At 60.9% G+C, this 17,402-nt stretch carries 16 protein-coding genes and 2 pseudogenes; 10 read left to right on the top strand and 8 right to left on the bottom strand.

The features are described 5' to 3' along the window. Together NUW23_00645 and NUW23_00640 are read right to left on the bottom strand one after the other, a co-directional pair. On the bottom strand, positions 1-247 hold a 247-nt coding region (locus NUW23_00645; GenBank protein ID MCR4424687.1), incomplete at its 3' end, for an IS256 family transposase. 57 nt (positions 248-304) lie between these two features. Further along, positions 305-514 carry a transposase gene (locus tag NUW23_00640; protein ID MCR4424686.1) on the bottom strand — a complete coding sequence of 70 codons (210 nt, stop codon included), beginning with the start codon at positions 512-514 and terminating at the stop codon, positions 305-307. Between the two features lie 120 nt (positions 515-634). Here NUW23_00640 and NUW23_00635 point away from each other — a divergent pair, with 120 nt between their 5' ends. Then, a complete protein-coding gene (locus NUW23_00635; protein MCR4424685.1) occupies positions 635-898 on the top strand; it encodes an ATP-binding protein in 264 nt (87 codons plus the stop codon). Positions 899-903: 5 nt separating this feature from the next. Here the strand turns inward: NUW23_00635 and NUW23_00630 are convergent, their stop codons facing one another. Then, complete coding sequence (locus NUW23_00630; protein ID MCR4424684.1) at positions 904-1,833, bottom strand: radical SAM protein; 930 nt, start codon at positions 1,831-1,833, stop codon at positions 904-906. A gap of 330 nt (positions 1,834-2,163) precedes the next feature. On the opposite strand from NUW23_00630, the gene NUW23_00625 reads away from it, so the two are divergent. Then, positions 2,164-3,834 (top strand): C69 family dipeptidase, encoded by a 1,671-nt coding sequence (locus NUW23_00625; protein ID MCR4424683.1) that lies wholly within the window; start codon positions 2,164-2,166, stop codon positions 3,832-3,834. A gap of 167 nt (positions 3,835-4,001) precedes the next feature. Here NUW23_00625 and feoB read toward each other — a convergent pair whose 3' ends face one another. From feoB to NUW23_00600, 5 genes and pseudogenes are all read right to left on the bottom strand, one after another. Next, the gene (feoB, locus tag NUW23_00620) at positions 4,002-6,044 is read right to left on the bottom strand and encodes a ferrous iron transport protein B (GenBank protein ID MCR4424682.1); all 2,043 of its coding nucleotides are present in this window, start codon (positions 6,042-6,044) and stop codon (positions 4,002-4,004) included. Positions 6,045-6,199: 155 nt separating this feature from the next. Beyond that, a pseudogene (locus NUW23_00615) lies at positions 6,200-6,412 on the bottom strand (ferrous iron transport protein A). Between the two features lie 23 nt (positions 6,413-6,435). After that, entirely contained in the window at positions 6,436-6,633 is a 198-nt protein-coding gene (locus tag NUW23_00610; protein ID MCR4424681.1) for a hypothetical protein, read from the bottom strand. Between the two features lie 18 nt (positions 6,634-6,651). Continuing rightward, positions 6,652-6,792: pseudogene (locus tag NUW23_00605) on the bottom strand (metal-dependent transcriptional regulator). Between the two features lie 373 nt (positions 6,793-7,165). Next, complete coding sequence (locus tag NUW23_00600) at positions 7,166-10,252, bottom strand: diguanylate cyclase (protein ID MCR4424680.1); 3,087 nt, start codon at positions 10,250-10,252, stop codon at positions 7,166-7,168. 183 nt (positions 10,253-10,435) lie between these two features. Between NUW23_00600 and trkA the strand changes: the two genes are divergently transcribed. The 8 genes from trkA to NUW23_00560 all read left to right on the top strand — a co-directional run bounded on the left by trkA (position 10,436) and on the right by NUW23_00560 (position 17,344). Further along, positions 10,436-11,779 (top strand): Trk system potassium transporter TrkA, encoded by a 1,344-nt coding sequence (trkA, locus tag NUW23_00595; GenBank protein MCR4424679.1) that lies wholly within the window; start codon positions 10,436-10,438, stop codon positions 11,777-11,779. Between the two features lie 21 nt (positions 11,780-11,800). Further along, a complete protein-coding gene (locus NUW23_00590; protein ID MCR4424678.1) occupies positions 11,801-13,249 on the top strand; it encodes a TrkH family potassium uptake protein in 1,449 nt (482 codons plus the stop codon). 255 nt (positions 13,250-13,504) lie between these two features. After that, complete coding sequence (locus tag NUW23_00585) at positions 13,505-13,990, top strand: peptidoglycan recognition protein family protein (GenBank protein MCR4424677.1); 486 nt, start codon at positions 13,505-13,507, stop codon at positions 13,988-13,990. After that, complete coding sequence (locus NUW23_00580) at positions 13,990-14,355, top strand: hypothetical protein (protein MCR4424676.1); 366 nt, start codon at positions 13,990-13,992, stop codon at positions 14,353-14,355. The genes NUW23_00585 and NUW23_00580 overlap by 1 nt, the downstream gene beginning before the upstream one ends. Continuing rightward, the gene (locus NUW23_00575) at positions 14,330-14,554 is read left to right on the top strand and encodes a hypothetical protein (protein MCR4424675.1); all 225 of its coding nucleotides are present in this window, start codon (positions 14,330-14,332) and stop codon (positions 14,552-14,554) included. The genes NUW23_00580 and NUW23_00575 overlap by 26 nt, the downstream gene beginning before the upstream one ends. Further along, positions 14,551-15,042: a hypothetical protein gene (locus NUW23_00570; protein ID MCR4424674.1), complete on the top strand. Its 492-nt coding sequence runs from the start codon at positions 14,551-14,553 to the stop codon at positions 15,040-15,042. Before NUW23_00575 ends, NUW23_00570 begins: the two co-directional genes overlap by 4 nt. Positions 15,043-15,329: 287 nt before the next feature. After that, complete coding sequence (locus NUW23_00565; GenBank protein ID MCR4424673.1) at positions 15,330-15,878, top strand: DUF5317 domain-containing protein; 549 nt, start codon at positions 15,330-15,332, stop codon at positions 15,876-15,878. A 179-nt stretch (positions 15,879-16,057) separates the two neighbouring features. After that, positions 16,058-17,344, top strand: a complete 1,287-nt coding sequence (locus NUW23_00560; protein ID MCR4424672.1) for an HD domain-containing protein — start codon at positions 16,058-16,060, stop codon at positions 17,342-17,344. Positions 17,345-17,402 lie beyond the last annotated feature (58 nt).

Raw genomic sequence — 17,402 nt, 5'->3', positions numbered from 1 at the left:
TGTGCCTGGAGCCAGGCCGCTTGGGGTTGTGTTTGCCCTTCTTGCCGATCTTCTCCTCCAGCTCTTGCTCGAACATCAGCCCGAGCGTGTTGAGCCCCTCCTCTACGCATAGCGCAAGCAGCCCATCTTTCGCTTTCTGGCGTATCGCCTCGAGGCTCAGCGCCACCTCGCGGGAGATTAGTGTTTTCGTTGCGTCTTCTTCCCTGTTGGCTCTTTCAGGACTGCCCTTGCTGCGATATGCTGACACCGGCGGCTCCCTGCATTCTCTCACAGCTCCGTTTTACCACAACGGAGCAGGGAGCCGCTACCTCAGATTCCACGAACTTTGGGACATCCTCGTCGATCGCTCCGCCGTTCTCTCATACCTCTCCGCTCCAATTCTCTCAGTGGCCTCGAGCTCAACGAGCCTTTGGGCGAGAAGCCGTGCACCCTCCCTGAGGAAGTCTATGTCCTGATCCATTCCCGCCTGGCGGAGAAGGTCCAGAAGTGATACAGTTCTCTTGGCAGCTGCCATCGTGGTTACCCCCTCGGACTGTATTGCCTTACATCCGAAAAGAACCACGCTGGCGGCTGTCCTGTCAATACCGCAAGGATCTTCCCCCCGAGTTTATACCACTACCTAAGGCACTGACTGATCTCAGTATCCGACCGCGGTCCGGGGATCTCTGCAGAGGACATCTCGCGCATATTCGAAAGGTACTATAGGGTCCAAGTTGTGGCGGGGAAACACCAGGGGCTGGGTCTCGGCCTGTACATAGTGAAGAGCCTGGTTGAGGCGCACGGGGGCCGCGTGTGGGTTGAGAGCGAGATGGGGAAGGGGAGCGTGTTCACTTTCACGCTGCCCGTTTGGCCTCGACCCGGACCCGCGTGCTACGCCAGCCCAGCGAGGATCGGATGACTGTCTCATTCCGCGAACCGGTGAAGCCCGGCCTCCCTGGCCAGCCGGATGGCTTCCTCGTACTCCCCCCTGGTGATTGCCCGGTCCAAGGGCGGATGTTCTCTCGCCCTGAACTCCGGGCGGTACTGGGCCATGATGTTTATGTATGTGTCTGGCGATAGCTCTTCCGCTATGAACCGCACTATCTCTGCGGTGCCGGCGAGCCTCTCCGGCAGGACCAGGTGGCGCACCAGCAGTCCGCGCCAGGCGATGCCGTCCTCATCGATCATCAGGTCACCCACCTGCCGGTGCATCTCCTTAAGAGAGGCCCGAACCACGTCTGGGTAGTCTCTTGCCTTGGAGAAACGCAGGCCGGTTTCGGGGTCCGAGTACTTGACATCCGGCATGTAGATGTCGACAATTCCGTCGAGTAGAGACAGTGCCTCGAGAGACTCATACCCGCCGCAGTTGTATACTATGGGCAGTTCGAGGCCCTGTTCGGCCGCTATGACCAGGGCAGAGAGTATGTGAGGCATGTAGTGGGTCGGCGTGACCAGGTTTATGTTGTGGCAGCCTGTCTCTTCGAGCTCGAGCATGATATCGGCGAGTTCCGATGGGGAAACCGTACGTCCGAATCGCATGTGGCTGATGTCCCAGTTCTGGCAGAACACGCACCTGAGGTTGCACCCGGCGAAGAATATTGTGCCGGACCCTCGCGTTCCCACAAGCGGACGCTCCTCCCCGAAATGCGGGCCGTAGTTGGATATCTGGACCGTTTCATCCGATCGGCACACGCCCAGTTTTCCTGCCAGGCGGTCCACGCCACACTCGTGGGCGCACAGGTCACACACGTGGAGCCTTTCCCACGCGCGATCCCTCCTGACGGCAAGTGCGCCGCTAGAAGCCAGGCCTACATATGACCCAACATGCTTCACTGTGTCTTCATCAACCTCCATCCTCCTGCGTCCCCGAGGGTCGCGGCAGCGCGGCGGGCTCCGGCCCGATCCCACAGAGCTAACGTTTTCGGCATCGCCCCGAGGTATCCTCCCCAAGATGGAAGCGAACCACGCGCGTGCCCGGGCGGACTCAAGTTCACGGCCGCAGGCCGGTACTGGTCTCTCTTGACACATCCGCAATCTCTCTGTATGGTACAGTAAACCCCAATTTGCACTTCTGCACCTTCGCTGGGGTAATGTGGCGAGACGCTGGAGCAAGGGGGTGATGAGGCCGGACGGATCGAGACGCTACGGCAGCGTCGTATAGCAACATTAAGGAGGTAAACACAAGTGTACCACAAGAAGTCTCTGCACCGCGTCAAGCTCCTGATCGTTGCATCAGTAGTCGCGCTCAGCGTCATTCTGGCCTCCGCTGCAGCGTTCGCTTGCACCTCCATACTGGTGTCACCGGGTGCTTCCGTGGACGGCTCGGCCATGGTGACCCACACTGCTGACTGCGGCTCGTGTGCGTACGAGATCTGGAAGGTGCCTGCGAAGGACTGGGAGCCGGGAGCGATGGTCGAAGTTCCTTACCTGCCCCAACACACTGCAGGGTACCGCCTCTCCGAGGCATCGAAGCCCACCGGGAACATGATCCCGCAGGTTCCACACACCTACGCGTACATAGCGGGCATCTTCGGGATGATGAACGAGAAGCAGGTGGGTATCGGCGAGACCACCATAGGCGGTCGGGCCGAGTTCCGGAACCAGCAGGGTATCTTCGACATCACAAACCTGTCCATGCTTGCCCTTGAGCGCGGCGCCACCGCCCGTGAGGCCATCCAGGTGATGGGCGACCTCGCTGTGAAATATGGGTACAAGGATTCTGGCGAGGAGCTCTCCGTATGCGACCCCAACGAGGCGTGGGTCTTTGAGATCGTCGGCCCAGGGCCACTTTGGGAGCCGGAGTCGGGTGAGCCGGGGGCATTCTGGGTCGCACAGCGCGTTCCCGACGGCCACATAGCGGTCTCATCGAACTCCTCGGTCATAGGTGAGATCGATTTCGACGATCACGAGAACTTCATGTACGGCCCTGGAATCCGCGAGTTCGCCCAGGAGAAGGGCTGGTGGGACCCGGCATCAGGCAAGAAGCTCAACTGGAGATGGGACTTCTGCGACCGCGTACGGCCCGACTACAGCTACCGGCGGATCGTCCGCATCTTCAGCCGCGTTGCCCCGTCTCTCGCGAATACCCTGACTGAGGCAGATCCGCCTTTCTCCGTCCCTGTGGAGCGCAAGCTGTCCGTCGCAGACGTCGCCGCACTTCACCGCGACCACTACGAGGGTACCGAGTTTGACTCCAGTACCAGCTGGACCGCTGGCCCTTGGGGCAACCCGCGACGGTATCCGGGATGGACCTTCAACGTCGGCAGCGACACATACGGCTGGAATCGCACCGTATCCGCGATCGGATGCGAGTACAGCATAATCGCGCAGTCGAGAGGCTGGCTCCCGGACGAGATCGGCGGCGTGCTGTGGTATGGCCCAGCTGCGCCGGCGACCACTGTCTACGTGCCCTTCTACAACAGCGTGACACACATATCCCCGAGCATCAGCGAGAAAGCCGGTTCCCATCAGCAGTTCACGAGGGAGTCTTTCTGGTGGGCGGTCTCGTGCGTCAACACCTTGGTCGATCTGAAGTGGTCCTACATGATCAAGGACATCAACGCGATGCAGGACAAGTATGAAGGCTCGGTGATGAGGACTCTGCCGGCGATCGACGCGGCTGCGATGGAGCTTTACAAGAAGGACCCGAGGCTTGCCGTGGAGTTCCTGACCGAGTACTGCAACCGCAACGTCGAGACTGTCCGCGATGCCTGGTGGGGCTTCCTTGACTGGCTGTTCTGGAAGTACAACGCAGGGACAGTCAACATCGACGGGAACATCACCCGCACGGCGTATCCGGCCGAGTGGCTCGAGAAGATAATCAAGTTCGACGAGGCCGATCACTACAAGAAGTAGGACGGCGTGTCATCCTCGTGCGGTCCCTGATCCGGGGGCCACACGATCTGGGGTGACTGACGCAGACACAAGGGGGAGCGGGTTGCCCGCTCCCTCTGCACGATCACTATGCATCTGCGGCGATCAACGCTGACCACCGCGGCCCTGCCGCCCACGCTGTGTGGGCGTCATGCGAATCCGAGTAACCGTCCAACTTGGTATACGGCGACTGCGGCTGCCCAACCTACGCCGAGGCTGTAGGTTACGGCGAAGATGGCCCAGCCCAAGGAGTTGGTTTCCCGGCGGATAGCCACCACTGTTGAGACGCATGGCACGTAGAGAAGGCTCATCACCATGAACGCATAGGCAGACAGCGGAGTCCACCGGGACTGGATCGCGGCCGCGAGGCTATCTCCTTCTGCCCCGTACACAACTCCGAGTGTCCCCACGATTACTTCTTTCGCCACTAACCCGAACATCAAGGCGACTGCAGCCTCCCAAGTGCCGAAGCCCGCGGGCCTCAGAAGCGGTGCCAGGAGCGTGCCAGCCTGCCCCATCAGGCTTCCGGCGCTCGCCGGAGCGACGCCCGGTGGGAGATTGGACATGGCCCACACTGCCACCGCTGACACTAGAATCACGGTCGCGGCCTTCTGAAGAAAGGCACGGCCGCGCTCCCACGTGTGCATGGCCAGGCTCAGCACAGATGGTATCCGGTATGGCGGGAGTTCCATCACGAAGGTCGAGGGCTCGCCCGCAAGGGCAGTCCGGCTCAGTACCCTTGCGGATATGATCGCGATAATTGCCCCGGCCACATAGAGAGAAAGGATCACGAGCCCTTGGTTTCGCGGGAAGAGCGCCCCTGCGAACAGGACATAGACAGGAAGCCTGGCGGAGCACGATATGAACGGGTTTACGAGGATAGTGATAATCCTATCCCTCGGGCTGTCGAGGGTTCTCGCCGCAAGGATGGCAGGGACGTTGCATCCGAACCCCATTATCATCGGTATGGCGGACTTCCCGTGCAGTCCGGCAGCATGCATCAACCGGTCCGAAAGGAATGCGGCGCGTGCCATGTACCCTGTGTCCTCAAGCAGAGAGATGCCGAGAAAGAGCATGAATATGGGGGGTACGAAGGAGAGCACAGAGCCCACCCCCGCGACAATCCCGTCGCGGACCAGTGACACGAGGGTCTGGGAGGCACCAGCCGCCCCCATGACTCTTGCCATCGAGTCGCCCAGCCAGGAGGTGGCAGCGCCTAGCCCATCCACCATTGGGCTACTCACCGCGAACGTGAATTGGAATGTGCCGAACAGGACCATGGCCAGCAGCGGAATTCCGAAGTACCTGTGCAAGACGAATCTGTCTATTCTCTCAGACAGTGTGGGAGGGCCCCCCGGCTCACGCACGCTCGAGACGGCCTGCCGCACGACTCCGGACACAAACCCATGCCGCCTGTCCGCCGCCAGGTCCTCGGTGGCCTGTCCGGTCCTTGCGCGGATCCGGTCACGGCACCGCTCGACCTCCTCCATGACCCCGGGGTTCGCGGAGTCCGTGAACTCGGCCGTGACCATATCATCTCCCTCGAGGAGCTTGATCGCGAGCCACCTGGCGGGCCGGCCGCGGAGCAGAGAGGGAGACCTTCCAAGAAGATCTTCCACCGTCGCGATCCCGCGCTCCATTTCAGGGCCATAGTCAATAGTGATCGGCTTGACGCGTTTCGCCGTCTCGAGCATGACGCGCTTCAGACGCGTCAGGCCCACGCCGCGGGTGGCGACCGTCGGGACTACAGGGACTCCGAGCAATCTCTCCAGTGCCGGGATATCCACTTGTATCCCCAGTGCCCGGGCCTCATCGAACATATTCAGGGCTACGACAACCCTCGCTCCCATCTCCAGCAACTGGATGGTGAGATAGAGGTTCCGTTGGATATTCGACGCGTCCACAACATCGACGACAACGTCGGGAGATTGCTCCAGGATGAATGAACGCGCTATTGCCTCATCGGCCGATCGCGCGGTTAGGCTGTAGGTTCCGGGAAGATCCACGACCCTCACACGGACGTCACCTGTGGAGAGGTATCCCTCCCGCTTTTCCACGGTGACTCCTGGCCAGTTGCCTACGTGGTGTCTGGAATGTGTAAGCGAGTTGAAAAGGCTGGTCTTTCCCGAGTTCGGGTTGCCCGCGAGGGCGATTACCGGCTCTGCGGCGTCCTGTAGAGTGGCTTGCCTCATCTCCGCTTTCTACGCCTCCTTTTACCTGTGCGGGCCCAGGGGTTGTGCCAGCGTGCCAGGGCGGGCAGTATGTTAGGAAAGCCTAACTTCCGGGCGCAATGAGGCGCGCCGCCTGGGACTAAGGGACACGGACCAGAGAGCCCCGAGAAGCCGACAACGTCCACGAGCACAGCGGCGGCCTCCTGCCTCCGCAGACTGAGGCGATACCCCATCAGGCTTATGACCATCGGGTCGCCGAGCGGGGCGAACCTGTCCACCCTGACCTCGACCCCGGGCACCACTCCCATGTCCAAGAGTCGGCGCCGGAGCGGGCCGGAGCAGTGGACACAAGCCACGATCCCCGTGGCGCCGGGAGTGAGCACGCTCAGAGGAACACGTGTCTCCCTTCGACTCACCGGTCAGACCTCCTCTTCAGGAACTCAGCCAGCTTCTCCAGGGTGACTGGGCTGATTGCATGCTCCACCCTACATGCATCAGCGTCCGCGGTTTCTGGATCCACGCCCAGGACGTCCTCGAAGAGCGACCTCAGAAGCTCGTGGCGCCTTCGCACTGACGCTGCCTTAGCGTATCCGGCCTCAGTCAGTTCCACGGGCCCGTACCGCTCCTGCAATGCAAGTCCTGCACGCACGAGATTGCCCATCGCCTGAGTGACGCTGGCTTTGGAGACATTCAGCCTGGTGGCGACGTCTGTCGTTCGGACCCCGTCTGCCCCCACCGAGAGATCCAGTATGGCTTCGAGGTAATCCTGGAGCGATGGGGAGACCTCATTCTTCTTTACGGGCTACACCCCCTACGCAGGCCCAAGAGGCTCGCGGCCGCACCTGCCAAACCCGCGAGCGCGACAATAAGTTTGGTGGGCCTAACTTTTTCTCCGACGCAATTGTCTCACGTGGCCGGAACCGTGTCAATATGCTTTTCGCGACATTCACCTTCGCTGCACCCGGGCAGGCAGCGGCCGAACGAGAGCCGCCAGTTGGGTCCCAGGCCGCCGCCACACCACTCCCCAACCGGTCGCCTCCGTGGGCTCACAGCCCCCGCCCGGGGCCGTCCCGCCCGCCGGAGGCCGCCTCCGCGGTGCCGGGCGCGGCGTTTCAATGACGGCGTACGTCGTGGAACCATGCTCAATTCGCCACCACGATCGTATCGCGACCCGCCCTCTTTGCCTGAAGGAGGGCCACATCCGCCTCATGGAACAGCTGCTCAAGGCTTTGAGTATCGGGGGTGAGTACTGCCAGGCCCGCGCTTACGGTGATGAAGACATCCTCTCCGTCTCCGACTGCGACCGTGGATCCCGATATGCTCTTCCGCACCCGCTCAGTCACGGTCATCGCGGTGGGCAGGCCGGTTCCGGGCAGGACGATCATAAACTCGTCCCCACCGTATCTGCCGACCAAGTCGCCTGTCCGGACGTTTGCAAGGCATCTCTCTGCGACAACCTTCATGACGCGGTCTCCGATGGAATGGCCGTAAGTGTCGTTGAAACCCTTGAAGTAGTCGATATCGAGCATGATAAGGGAAAACAGGCCCGAGCCAGATTTCGCCGCCTCGAATTCCCTCTTGGCCGCCTCGAACAGGTGTCTCCTTGTGAGTAGGCCGGTGAGGCTGTCGGTGGCCGCCATAAGGACCGAGCGCTTGAGAGTGAGCAGGGTGGTCACACGGGAGAGGAGTTCCGCTTTTCTGATGGGCTTGGCCAGAAGATCATTGGCTCCTGCCTCCGCCGCCGCGGCGACATCGTCAGGTTCGGACTTGGCGGAGAGCAACAAGACTGGAAGCTCGAGCTTCGAATGAGTCCGCCTGATCGCCCGGCAGACTTCGTATCCGGACATCCCGGGCAAGACCACATCAAGGATCGCGAGATCGAAACCACGACCGCTCTCGAGCGCCTGGAGGGCCTCGGTTCCGCCAGGGACCGGGACTGGAGACCACCCCGTCAGAGATAGGCAGTTGGCAAGAACCTGTCTGATCATGGGGTCACTATCCGCCACCAGGATCCGCCCGCCATCGGATTGGAGCGTGTCTGCGGCGGACTCAGACGTGCCTGGCGGCTGGAGGGCTGAGGATGAGCCGGCCGCCTCTCCCGCTCCGAGTGAGCTTGTCACCTGGGCGCATGCTGTTGGCGCCTCGGGAGGTGACGCGGAGAGAAACTCGACCGCAGCCTGGGCCTGGGTTGTGGCCTCGTCGCCGCTCGCCGCGGCGCTCAACGGAAGGGTGAACGAGAAGGTCGATCCATTCCCAACCTGGGACTCCGCGCTCATCTCCCCACCGTGCAGCTCCACCAGGTGCTTTGTGATACTAAGACCCAAACCAACACGGCGGAGCGTTCCGGCCTCAAGCTCTTCAGAGCTATCGAGCAGCCCGAGGACGCGGGCAAGGTGGTCCGGCGGCATGCCGACGCCTGTATCCGACACGCTCACTTTCAGATATCCCTCAAGCTCCAGTGCCGAAACAGTGATCCGCCCGGACTCCGTGAACTTGACGGCGTTTCCAACCAGGTTGTGCAGTATCTGTTGCAGCCGGTCCTCATCCGCGTCAACAAGGGGCAGCCGTGGATCGACGTTGTTCGCGAGATCGAGCGGCTTTCCCGCCGCCAGGAACCGGCGCACTTCGAGAACGGCCTCGACGACCTGCCATAGCCTGACAGGCTTCTTGTTCAAGGCGATGTCCTGGTTCTTCAATCGAGTGAGGTCCGATATGTCGTTGATCAGGTTTGAAAGCCTCCTGCCTCCCGCAGCGATGATCGCGAGATTGTGGGCCTGTTCGCTGCTGACCGGGCCTGCCGCCCCTTCTATCATGGACTCCGCTATCTCTACGATCCCGGCGAGAGGCGTCCGGAGCTCATGAGAGGTGTTTGAGAGAAACTCATCTTTGAGCCGGTCGAGGGATACCAGGCGCGAGGAGAGTTCTTCAACCGTGGAGAAGGCCCCAGAGAATCTCCGGGCTATCAGGAAGGACTGCCCGAACGTGAAAATGAACAGTCCCAAGGGGGCATACGTGCCCGTCTGGATTATTCCGTTGTCGTACGCGATATCGTTCATCACCACGATGAGAAGAAGCGCCGTCCCGACCACGAAAAGCCTCGCCCCGTCGCGGCGCGCGGCCACGGCGCGCCCTAGCGCCACGAAGAGGTACGCGAAAACCATGATAGTAAGCACCTCTGCGGGGATGAGCGTCCGGCCGTAGACTCGGTTCGGAAGAACCACGACCGCTAACGACAGAACCGCGCCAACGACACCTGTTGCCCAAACCACCTTTCGCGACACTTCGTTGGGGAAGACATACCCTGTGAACGCGACGAACGCCGGGACTCCAAGGAAAAAGGTGAGGGTGGCGAGTCTGATGTAGGCTTCCACGTTGAAATCCGGGAATAGAACGCTCCAGAACATCTCTCCGGAGAGAAGAGTGCGGACGGCGATGATCAAGCAGAGGAGCCCAAAGGCCAGCGGAGCGCGTTCCCGCCGCCTGATGGCATAGAAGCCCAAGTGGTACATGCCCGTGATCAGGACGGCCCCCGTAAGCAGAAGGTCCATGGCCAGCCTGCGATCTCGCAAATTGAGCACGTGCTGCTCGGGTCCGAACAGGATGGTCCGCGTGATGGCGCGGTCAAGATCGAAATTAGCCACTTGAGCGATGATAGTGACTTGGCCGCCGGACAACTCGAAGGACGCCAGCTCGTGGCGGAACTGCGAGCGGTAGTCAGACGGGGAAGTGCCGACCACGCCGTTGCCGGCCACTGGGACTCCGTTGACCCAGAGCTTATACGCGGTTAGCATGAAAGGTATCTTAATCGCCCACATGCCCGACCGGTCACCGATGTCCACGGACAGCCTCAAGGTGGCGTAACCCTGACCGCCGAGACGCACGCCGTCGAGGTTGCGCCCGTTCCACGTGCCCGGGACTGTGATGAAATCCCTGGAACCCGTGGCAGCCGCAAGTGCGGGCCCGGCCTCGAAATCTCCCGGTTCGAGCAGGCGATTCCAGTAGAACTCCCACTCTCCGTCGAGGCGGGCTGGACCCCGAGTATCGAAGTCCCACGCGGAGAGGTCCAAGGACCCCGCGACTGCCCTTGGGGGGCGTCCGGCCAAGGCGGGCAGGGTTTCGCCTGCTCCCAAGGGAAACCACAAGACCATGATTGTCACGGCGACGACCGTCAGGGCCAGGACATGACTGGGCGACATCCGCCTGATTCGGCGATTCTGTGCGCCTGGCATAGTGCAGCACCTCTCAAACTTGCTCGGGGTATTTCGCCTGATGTGTCACAAGTCCTGCCAGGGGAAGGAAGACTGGGCATCGACGGCGAAGACCTTAACCATTGTGAACGGATCTCTAATCTGAACTAGTTCACTGCAAGTGAACAGGACATGGGTTCTGTCGTGGGACCAGGAGGACTTGCCGTGAGGATTGTCATCGTAGGCGCGGGGAAGCTCGGTTATGAGCTGGCAAAGAGGCTCTCCCAGGAGAATCGTGACGTTGTAGTACTGGACCGGGACCCAGAAAGGCTTCGAGAGATAGATCGAAACCTCGATGTAATGGCGGTGGATGGGAACGGGTGTTCTCCCCGCGTGTTGGATCAAGCGGGGGTCGCCGAAGCGAAGCTCGTCATCGCCGTCACCCGCAGTGATGAAGTGAACATGCTCACATGTCTTTTAGCGAAACGCGCCGGGGCTCAGACCACCGTGGCGCGGGTTCGGAACCCCGGGTACGAACTTGACGGTAATGGCGCCACCCTCGGCCATCGGCTGGGCATCGACCTGACTGTAAACCCCGAGCACCAGGCTGCTATAGAAATGGCGCGCCTGCTCAAGACGCCGAACGCTTCGGAGATAGACTATCTCGCCGGGGGACGGGTGCAACTCGGGTCGTTCGTGGTGGACGAAGGATCGTCGCTCGTCCACACTCCGGTGCGAGATCTTAACATCACCGTGAACACCCTGGTTGCTATCATGCGCGATGGCGAGGCGGTGATACCGCGCGGTAACACGTCTATCCTGCCCGGTGACCGCCTTTTCCTCGTGGGCAGGCCCGGAGTCCTGTCCCTGGTTGGGTTGAGGGCGGGGAAGGAGGCAGGCGTCCTTCGGAAGGTCTGCGTGATCGGCGGCACTGAAGTTGGGTACTATCTTGCCCGTGCCCTGGAGCCATTCTCCGCTCACGGTGTCCATGTGAAGGTCATCGAAAAGGACCATGAGCGCTGCCGGGCGCTGGCCGTCGCTTTTCCGCAGATCACGGTGATCCATGCGGATGCGACGCGCCTAGAGGTGCTCGATGAAGAAGGAGTCGGTGAGTCCAGCGCGGTGGCGGTTACGACCGATGAGGATCAGGCAAACCTCCTGACCGGTTACATCCTCAAGCGTATGGGAGTCAGGCGGGTCGTTGTATCTTTGAAGCAAGAGGAATACCTGCCTTTCACCTCCAGGATGGATTTAGACGGGACGGTGGTTCCCAGGCTGATCGCGGCAGGCGCCATTCTCAAGATGGTGAGAGGAGGCCACGTAGTTTCCCTGGCCCTGCTTCGCGAGGCCAACGCCGAAGTTGTCGAGGTGGTCGTGAACGAGGGCTGCCGGGCGTGTCAACAGGCAATAAAGGATATCGCCTTGCCGGAGGGAGCAGTCATAGGCAGCGTGGTCAGGAACGGACACGTGATAGCGCCCCGTGGAGACACCAGGATTGCCCCAGGCGACCACGTGATCGTGTTCGCCCTCGAGCCGGTGGTCAGTGCGGTCGAGCAACTGTTCGAGTAAGAGTAGCGGGGTGTAAGTCACTTGAACACAAGACTGGTCGGCAATGTCGTGGCCAGCCTGGTCCTGATCCTGGGGATGCTCAACATTATCCCCCTAGCGGTCTCAATTGCGCATGGGGGGCCGGATACGTCCGCCTTCTCCATGTCCGGCCTCGTGACAGTCGGGGCCGGGGGGGCAGGGAAACTGCTGACGAGAGGGTGCAGAGGTCGATTCGGCCACAAGGAAGCAATGGCAGTTACATCCCTGGGCTGGGTCGCCTGTGCTATCTTCGGGGCGTTGCCGTTCCTTCTTTTCGGAACGTTCTCCACATTCTCAGACGCGGTGTTCGAGGCCATGTCCGGGTTGACAACCACAGGGGCCACTGTCCTTTCGGACATCGAGGCTCAACCCCGCGGCATACTCTTCTGGAGGGCGTTCCTGCACTGGCTCGGCGGGATGGGCATCATCGTCCTCTCACTGGCGCTTCTCCCAAGCTTCCAGGTGGGGGGAATGCAGTTATTTCGGGCAGAGGTGCCCGGGCCCGTTCCAGAGCGCCTTGAACCCAGGGTCCGCGAGACAGCCAAGCGGCTGTGGGTGATCTACGCGGGACTATCCGCCGCGGAAGCCCTCCTTTTGTGGGCTTTCGGCATGTCGTTCTTCGATGCCGTCACGCACACCTTCGCAACCACGGCGACTGGAGGCTTTTCCACTGCGTCCAAGAGCGTCGAGGCGTGGAATTCCGTGGCCATCGAGATCATCATCATAGTCTTCATGTTCCTCGCAGGCGCCAATTTCACACTGCACTACCGGGTGCTCCGGGGCAATCTCGGATCCTTCAGGCGGGATTCCGAGTTCCGGACGTATGCCGGGATAGCCATCGGAGCCACCTTCTTGATTGCGATCAACCTCTTCACCAACTCCGTCTATGACTTAGGGCAATCCCTCCGTTTGTCTGCATTCCAGGTGACGTCCGTCCTCACTACGACCGGGTTTACCACTGCAGACTTCGACGCCTGGCCATCCTTGAGCCGGATCATCCTGTTCTTCCTCATGTTCATCGGAGGAAGCGCGGGGTCAACGGGGGGAGCGGTGAAGGTCGCCCGGATTGCCATCCTTTTCAAGCATGCCGGGAGCGAATTGATGCGCGTCATTCATCCAAGGCGGGTTGGGGTCCCGACCCTGAGCGGGCGGCCGGTCTCTGATGAGGTCGTCAGTTCAGTCTTGGCATTCATATTCATTTACGTGGCCGTGTTCGTTCTCGGCGTTCTTGCAGTGTCGGCTGCCGGACTGGACCCCGTGAGCTCTTTCGGTGCAGTAGCTGCGACACTGGGAAACGTTGGGCCCGGGTTCGGGCTGGTCGGACCAGCTGGCAACTACGGGTTCCTGCCTGACCTCACCAAGTGGATTCTGATCTTGTGCATGCTCATAGGAAGACTCGAGATCTACACAGTGTTGGGATTGCTTCTGCCCGGGTTCTGGCGCAGAACGTAACGTGTCAGCTCCCGTGATAGTGGCGTGAACAGCCGGGTCGAACCAACACCAGATCCCCCGGCTCTCTTCTTTACACCTTCCAGTCTGAAGGCTTCGGAGATCTGCTCAATCGCTCCCAGCATATCCGAAGCCTGCATCTCGCCGTAGTTCATCATCATCCCTGCGAATGGCCTGTTGTGCTACATGCGCAGGTCGGCGCGACAACAGAACACATACAATGATCTAGATCTCGAGCCATCGAGGGGTTGACTGATCTTGGTCGTAAAGGACGTCGTGGACCAGCTGCCACGCCACCCGAGCAAGCAGTACAGAACGCGGGCGCTTGGCGATATAGCGCGCGTGGTGATACACCATTCCGCGACGAACGGTGGGACACCCGAATCCCTGGCCAGGTACCATGTGAACAAACGAGGTTGGCCTGGGATCGGGTACCACTATGTCATCGCCTCGGACGGCACGGTCTACAAGACCAACTACGCGACCACGGTGTCCTGGCACGCCGGCTCAAGTGCGAACTGGGACAGCATCGGTGCGTGCATGATAGGGGACTTCACAAAACACGAGGTTCCCCAGGTGCAGCTGGCAAGCACTCTGGAACTCGTTCAAGAGCTGATGCGTGCGTACAGCATCCCCGTCTCTGGTGTAGTGGGGCACTCGGAGGTGCCGGAGGCAGCAACACTCTGCCCCGGGGATGCGGTTGACATGCGCGCAATCCGTCTGACGCTCAGGGAGGGGTCCTAGTGGAGTTGGTCAATGTGAATCTGGTGTTTGACATAGCTTTGGTGCTCGCGGTCGTAGCGTCCGGCAGGCAGTTGAAGAGCATTCGCTGGATACAGAAGGCACCTACTGAAGCGTCGAGAAAGACCAGGCTCCGCATTCTCGTTGCGGTTCTCGCGGCCGTTCTCAGCGTACCCTTCACTCTGAGGACCACACTGGCGCGTGGGCCCTACTCAGCGATGGCATTGGCAAGTGAGTGGTTTGTGCGAGCGTTCCTTGCGTGGCTTGCTGGCATTGGGGCTTTCGACTGGCTGAAACCCGAGCTTCCGACGGTGACCAAGACGAAGAAAGGGGATTCGCAGGATGATCCTGAAAAGGGTCTGGGGTAAAGTCCTGGACCTGATCAAGAAAAGGTGGCTTTGGATTCTGGCCTGCCTTGCCATCCTGGCCGCCGGAGTGTGGCTCGGCTACCGGCTTGCGTCCCGGATGGGCAGAGATGTGCCAGCTCAGGACGGTACCAGGACAATTGAGGAGTATGAGGAAAGACAGCAGGACAGAAGAAAACGACTGGAGGAGATTCTGAAGTGAAGCGCCTCATCCAGCTGGTTGTGGTCGTCACAGTCATTCTGACGGCGTGTACGGTTCATTGCCTTGCCCAGGTTCCGGGGATCCCGGAGCTGGTCGAGGAGAACGCCTTGCTCAAGCAGGCCATCCTCAGGCTCTCGCTGGAGCTGAACGCCAAGGACGCTGAACTGACGAGAATCCAGGAGAGACTGACTGAAGCGCTTGCCCTCTACGAAGAGGCGGAGCTGGACGCAACCGCCCTTCGGGACGAAGTGAAGAAGCTTCAGGCACGCATCGACGAGGTTCTGAGACTCTACCGGGAGGCAGAATCGGACATAGACGGTCTCCTAGCCGAGACACGCAGGCTAGGTGATGCGCTGGCCCAACGGGATGCTGCGCTCGAGGCGTATCGAAGAGCTTCGGACGCCCGGGCATTCATGTACTTCCTTGCAGGGTCGCTCGGGGGTGCGGCGGCGGCAGTTTTGATCACATTGATCGGTGGAGGGCAGTAAAGGCCTGACTAGACGAGTCCCCGTGCCCTGACCGGCCGCTTAGCTGGGGCTCTATATCATGTGCAGAAATATGTTGGGCGCTTGAAGGAATTTGCCCCATATTGCTAGAAGTGTTCGTCGGCGGAGCGAAGATACGGCACCTGGATTGGTCGCTAGCGGTGCCGCGGAGCCACGTGAACCCTCCCGCCGAGGTGATTCGCATCGGCGCTGCCCGCCCCAGGAGCGGGCGTTTTTCGTGGGCCTCGGCTCTGCGGCCGCGAATCCCGGAATACTGAGGGATCGGGCGAATGTGCATTGAGATCGTCGGGCTTGCGGTTCTGGTCGGCTGGGTTCGTGGTGGACAAGTCACCAACCTGGCTCGGACGCCCCTGCGAGGGCTTCCCTGGTTCATCCTCGTGGGCGCTTTCGAGGTAATCATGCGGTTTACCCAGTCGCCAGAGAGGCGCCTGGTTTACCAGGCGCTCAGCCTGGCCGAGCTGGCCGTCGTGGCCGGTCTCCTTTGGGTGAACCGCCACTTGCCCGGGGTCTCCCTTGCACTGGCCGGCTTGACCCTGAACTCGGTGGTGATGGCTGCCAACGGAGGGCTGATGCCCGTGTCCGAGTGGGCGGCAACCGCGTCAGGGCAAGGAGCGTACATATCCGAGCTGGTCTCCGGTCAGAGTCCAAGGCACATCATGCTCAACCCTCAGACGAGGCTACCAGCGTTAGCAGACATCATCCCGGTGCCGCCACCCTACCCATGGCCTCGCGTCCTCTCCATCGGTGACATCCTGCTTTTTTCGGGCATAGCCAGGTTCACCATTTGGGGGATGTTGTGCCAGCACGAGGGCGGGTGATTTCCCTGGGCGGGGTGCGAACACGCCGCCGGAAGGGGGTGCGGGAAGTGAAAGACCGCGTGAAGAACCTGCGGATTCGCTGGTTCCTCGTCCTTGCCGCCATGGTGTCGCTGGCCATCACGGCTGCCTCCAAGTGGCGCTGGTAGTGGTTCCAGTTCGCCATTGGGGAGTGTAGACGTATGCGACGCCTCTGGCCTTACGTACTCGGACTCGACGCGGCAGCACTGGTTGTTCTAGGGTATTCGCTTGTGGATCTCGCTCCCAGCGACGTCTTTTGGGGCATCGTTGTGGCGGCTGTCTTCACGTGGGCGGAGCTCTATCCTCTCAACATCAGCGATGACGGCGATCTGACTGTCGGCGGGTCTGTTCAGATCGCCGCTCTGTTGTTCTTTGGCCTGAAAGCACCTGCCATCGGGGCCTTGATCGGTGAAGTGGCCTATAGCATTGCGCAGAGGCGACCCGTTATCAAGACCTGCTTCAACTCAGCTCAGACCGTTCTATGCCTTGCTGTGTCTTATGCAGTCTTCACTGGGGTGGGCGGCCGGCCGGGCGAGCTGAGTGTCCACGCCGTTGCTCTCACGCTTGCGTTCATCTTCGCCAACACACTGCTCGTTTCGTGGATCCTGTCCCTTTCGGAGCACGAGCCCCTCTGGAGATCATGGGTGAGCCTCAACCGGGATACCCTTGCCTACAGCGCGATCCTGGGCGTGGGCGGGATGGCCTTCGCCGGGCTGTTGCTGTCCTACGGCTTGCTTGGTCTCGCCCTCGTGGTGGCTTTGGTCATCTGCCTCCGCACCGTGCTCTTCCAGGCCAGTTCCAACCTGAAGAGCCTGAAGAACCAGTTTGTGCAGACAGTCCGGGTCTTGATGACGGCCCTGGAATACCGGGACCCCTACACCTACGGCCACTCCAGCCGGGTTGCAGTCTGGTGCGGGAAGATTGCGCGGGAGATGGGGCTCGACCGGGATGAAATAGACAGAGTAGAGCTGGGTGGACTCCTTCACGACGTGGGAAAGGTCGGTGTCCCTGACTTCGTCCTGGGCAAACCCGGGAGACTCACCGAGGATGAATTCGAGAAGATCAGGAGCCATCCACTGATCGGGGAGAAGATCCTCCTGGGGATGGAGGGGATGGAAGCCGCAGCCGCCATGGCCAAGCAGCATCACATGAGGCACGATGGGAGCCCTCGGGGGTACCCTCCTGACCTCCCTGAGAACGGAACCTACATAGGCTCGAGAATCCTGGGCGTCGCCGATGCGTGGGACGCGATGATGTCCGACCGCCCTTACCGCGGGGCACTGTCCACTGACGCGGCAGTTGCCGAACTCCTGGCTAACAAGGGAACCCAATTTGACCCTGAAGTTGTAGATGCGTTCATAGCCGTGCTCAGGCGGGAAGGGGTAATCACAGACGGGTACGGTGGCAACGAGAGCGCCGCCAGGGAAGGCAGGGGAGTATCCCGGTGATCACGGACTACCACACTCACCTCGAACGTGCGGGTATCACCCGTGACAACATGCTCAG

Source organism: Bacillota bacterium (assembly GCA_024655925.1).
Classification (GTDB): domain Bacteria; phylum Bacillota; class DTU025; order DTU025; family JANLFS01; genus JANLFS01.
This window is presented reverse-complemented; position numbering and strand designations above follow the sequence as displayed.

What these genes read in the sequence shown, in the direction of transcription:
- NUW23_00575 (MCR4424675.1), top strand. Translation starts at nt 14,330, where the DNA reads ATGATCCTGAAAAGGGTCTGGGGTAAAGTCCTGGACCTGATCAAGAAA.
- NUW23_00640 (MCR4424686.1), bottom strand. Translation starts at nt 514, where the DNA reads ATGGCAGCTGCCAAGAGAACTGTATCACTTCTGGACCTTCTCCGCCAG.
- NUW23_00565 (MCR4424673.1), top strand. Translation starts at nt 15,330, where the DNA reads ATGTGCATTGAGATCGTCGGGCTTGCGGTTCTGGTCGGCTGGGTTCGT.
- NUW23_00630 (MCR4424684.1), bottom strand. Translation starts at nt 1,833, where the DNA reads ATGGAGGTTGATGAAGACACAGTGAAGCATGTTGGGTCATATGTAGGC.
- NUW23_00600 (MCR4424680.1), bottom strand. Translation starts at nt 10,252, where the DNA reads ATGCCAGGCGCACAGAATCGCCGAATCAGGCGGATGTCGCCCAGTCAT.
- NUW23_00560 (MCR4424672.1), top strand. Translation starts at nt 16,058, where the DNA reads ATGCGACGCCTCTGGCCTTACGTACTCGGACTCGACGCGGCAGCACTG.
- feoB (MCR4424682.1), bottom strand. Translation starts at nt 6,044, where the DNA reads ATGAGGCAAGCCACTCTACAGGACGCCGCAGAGCCGGTAATCGCCCTC.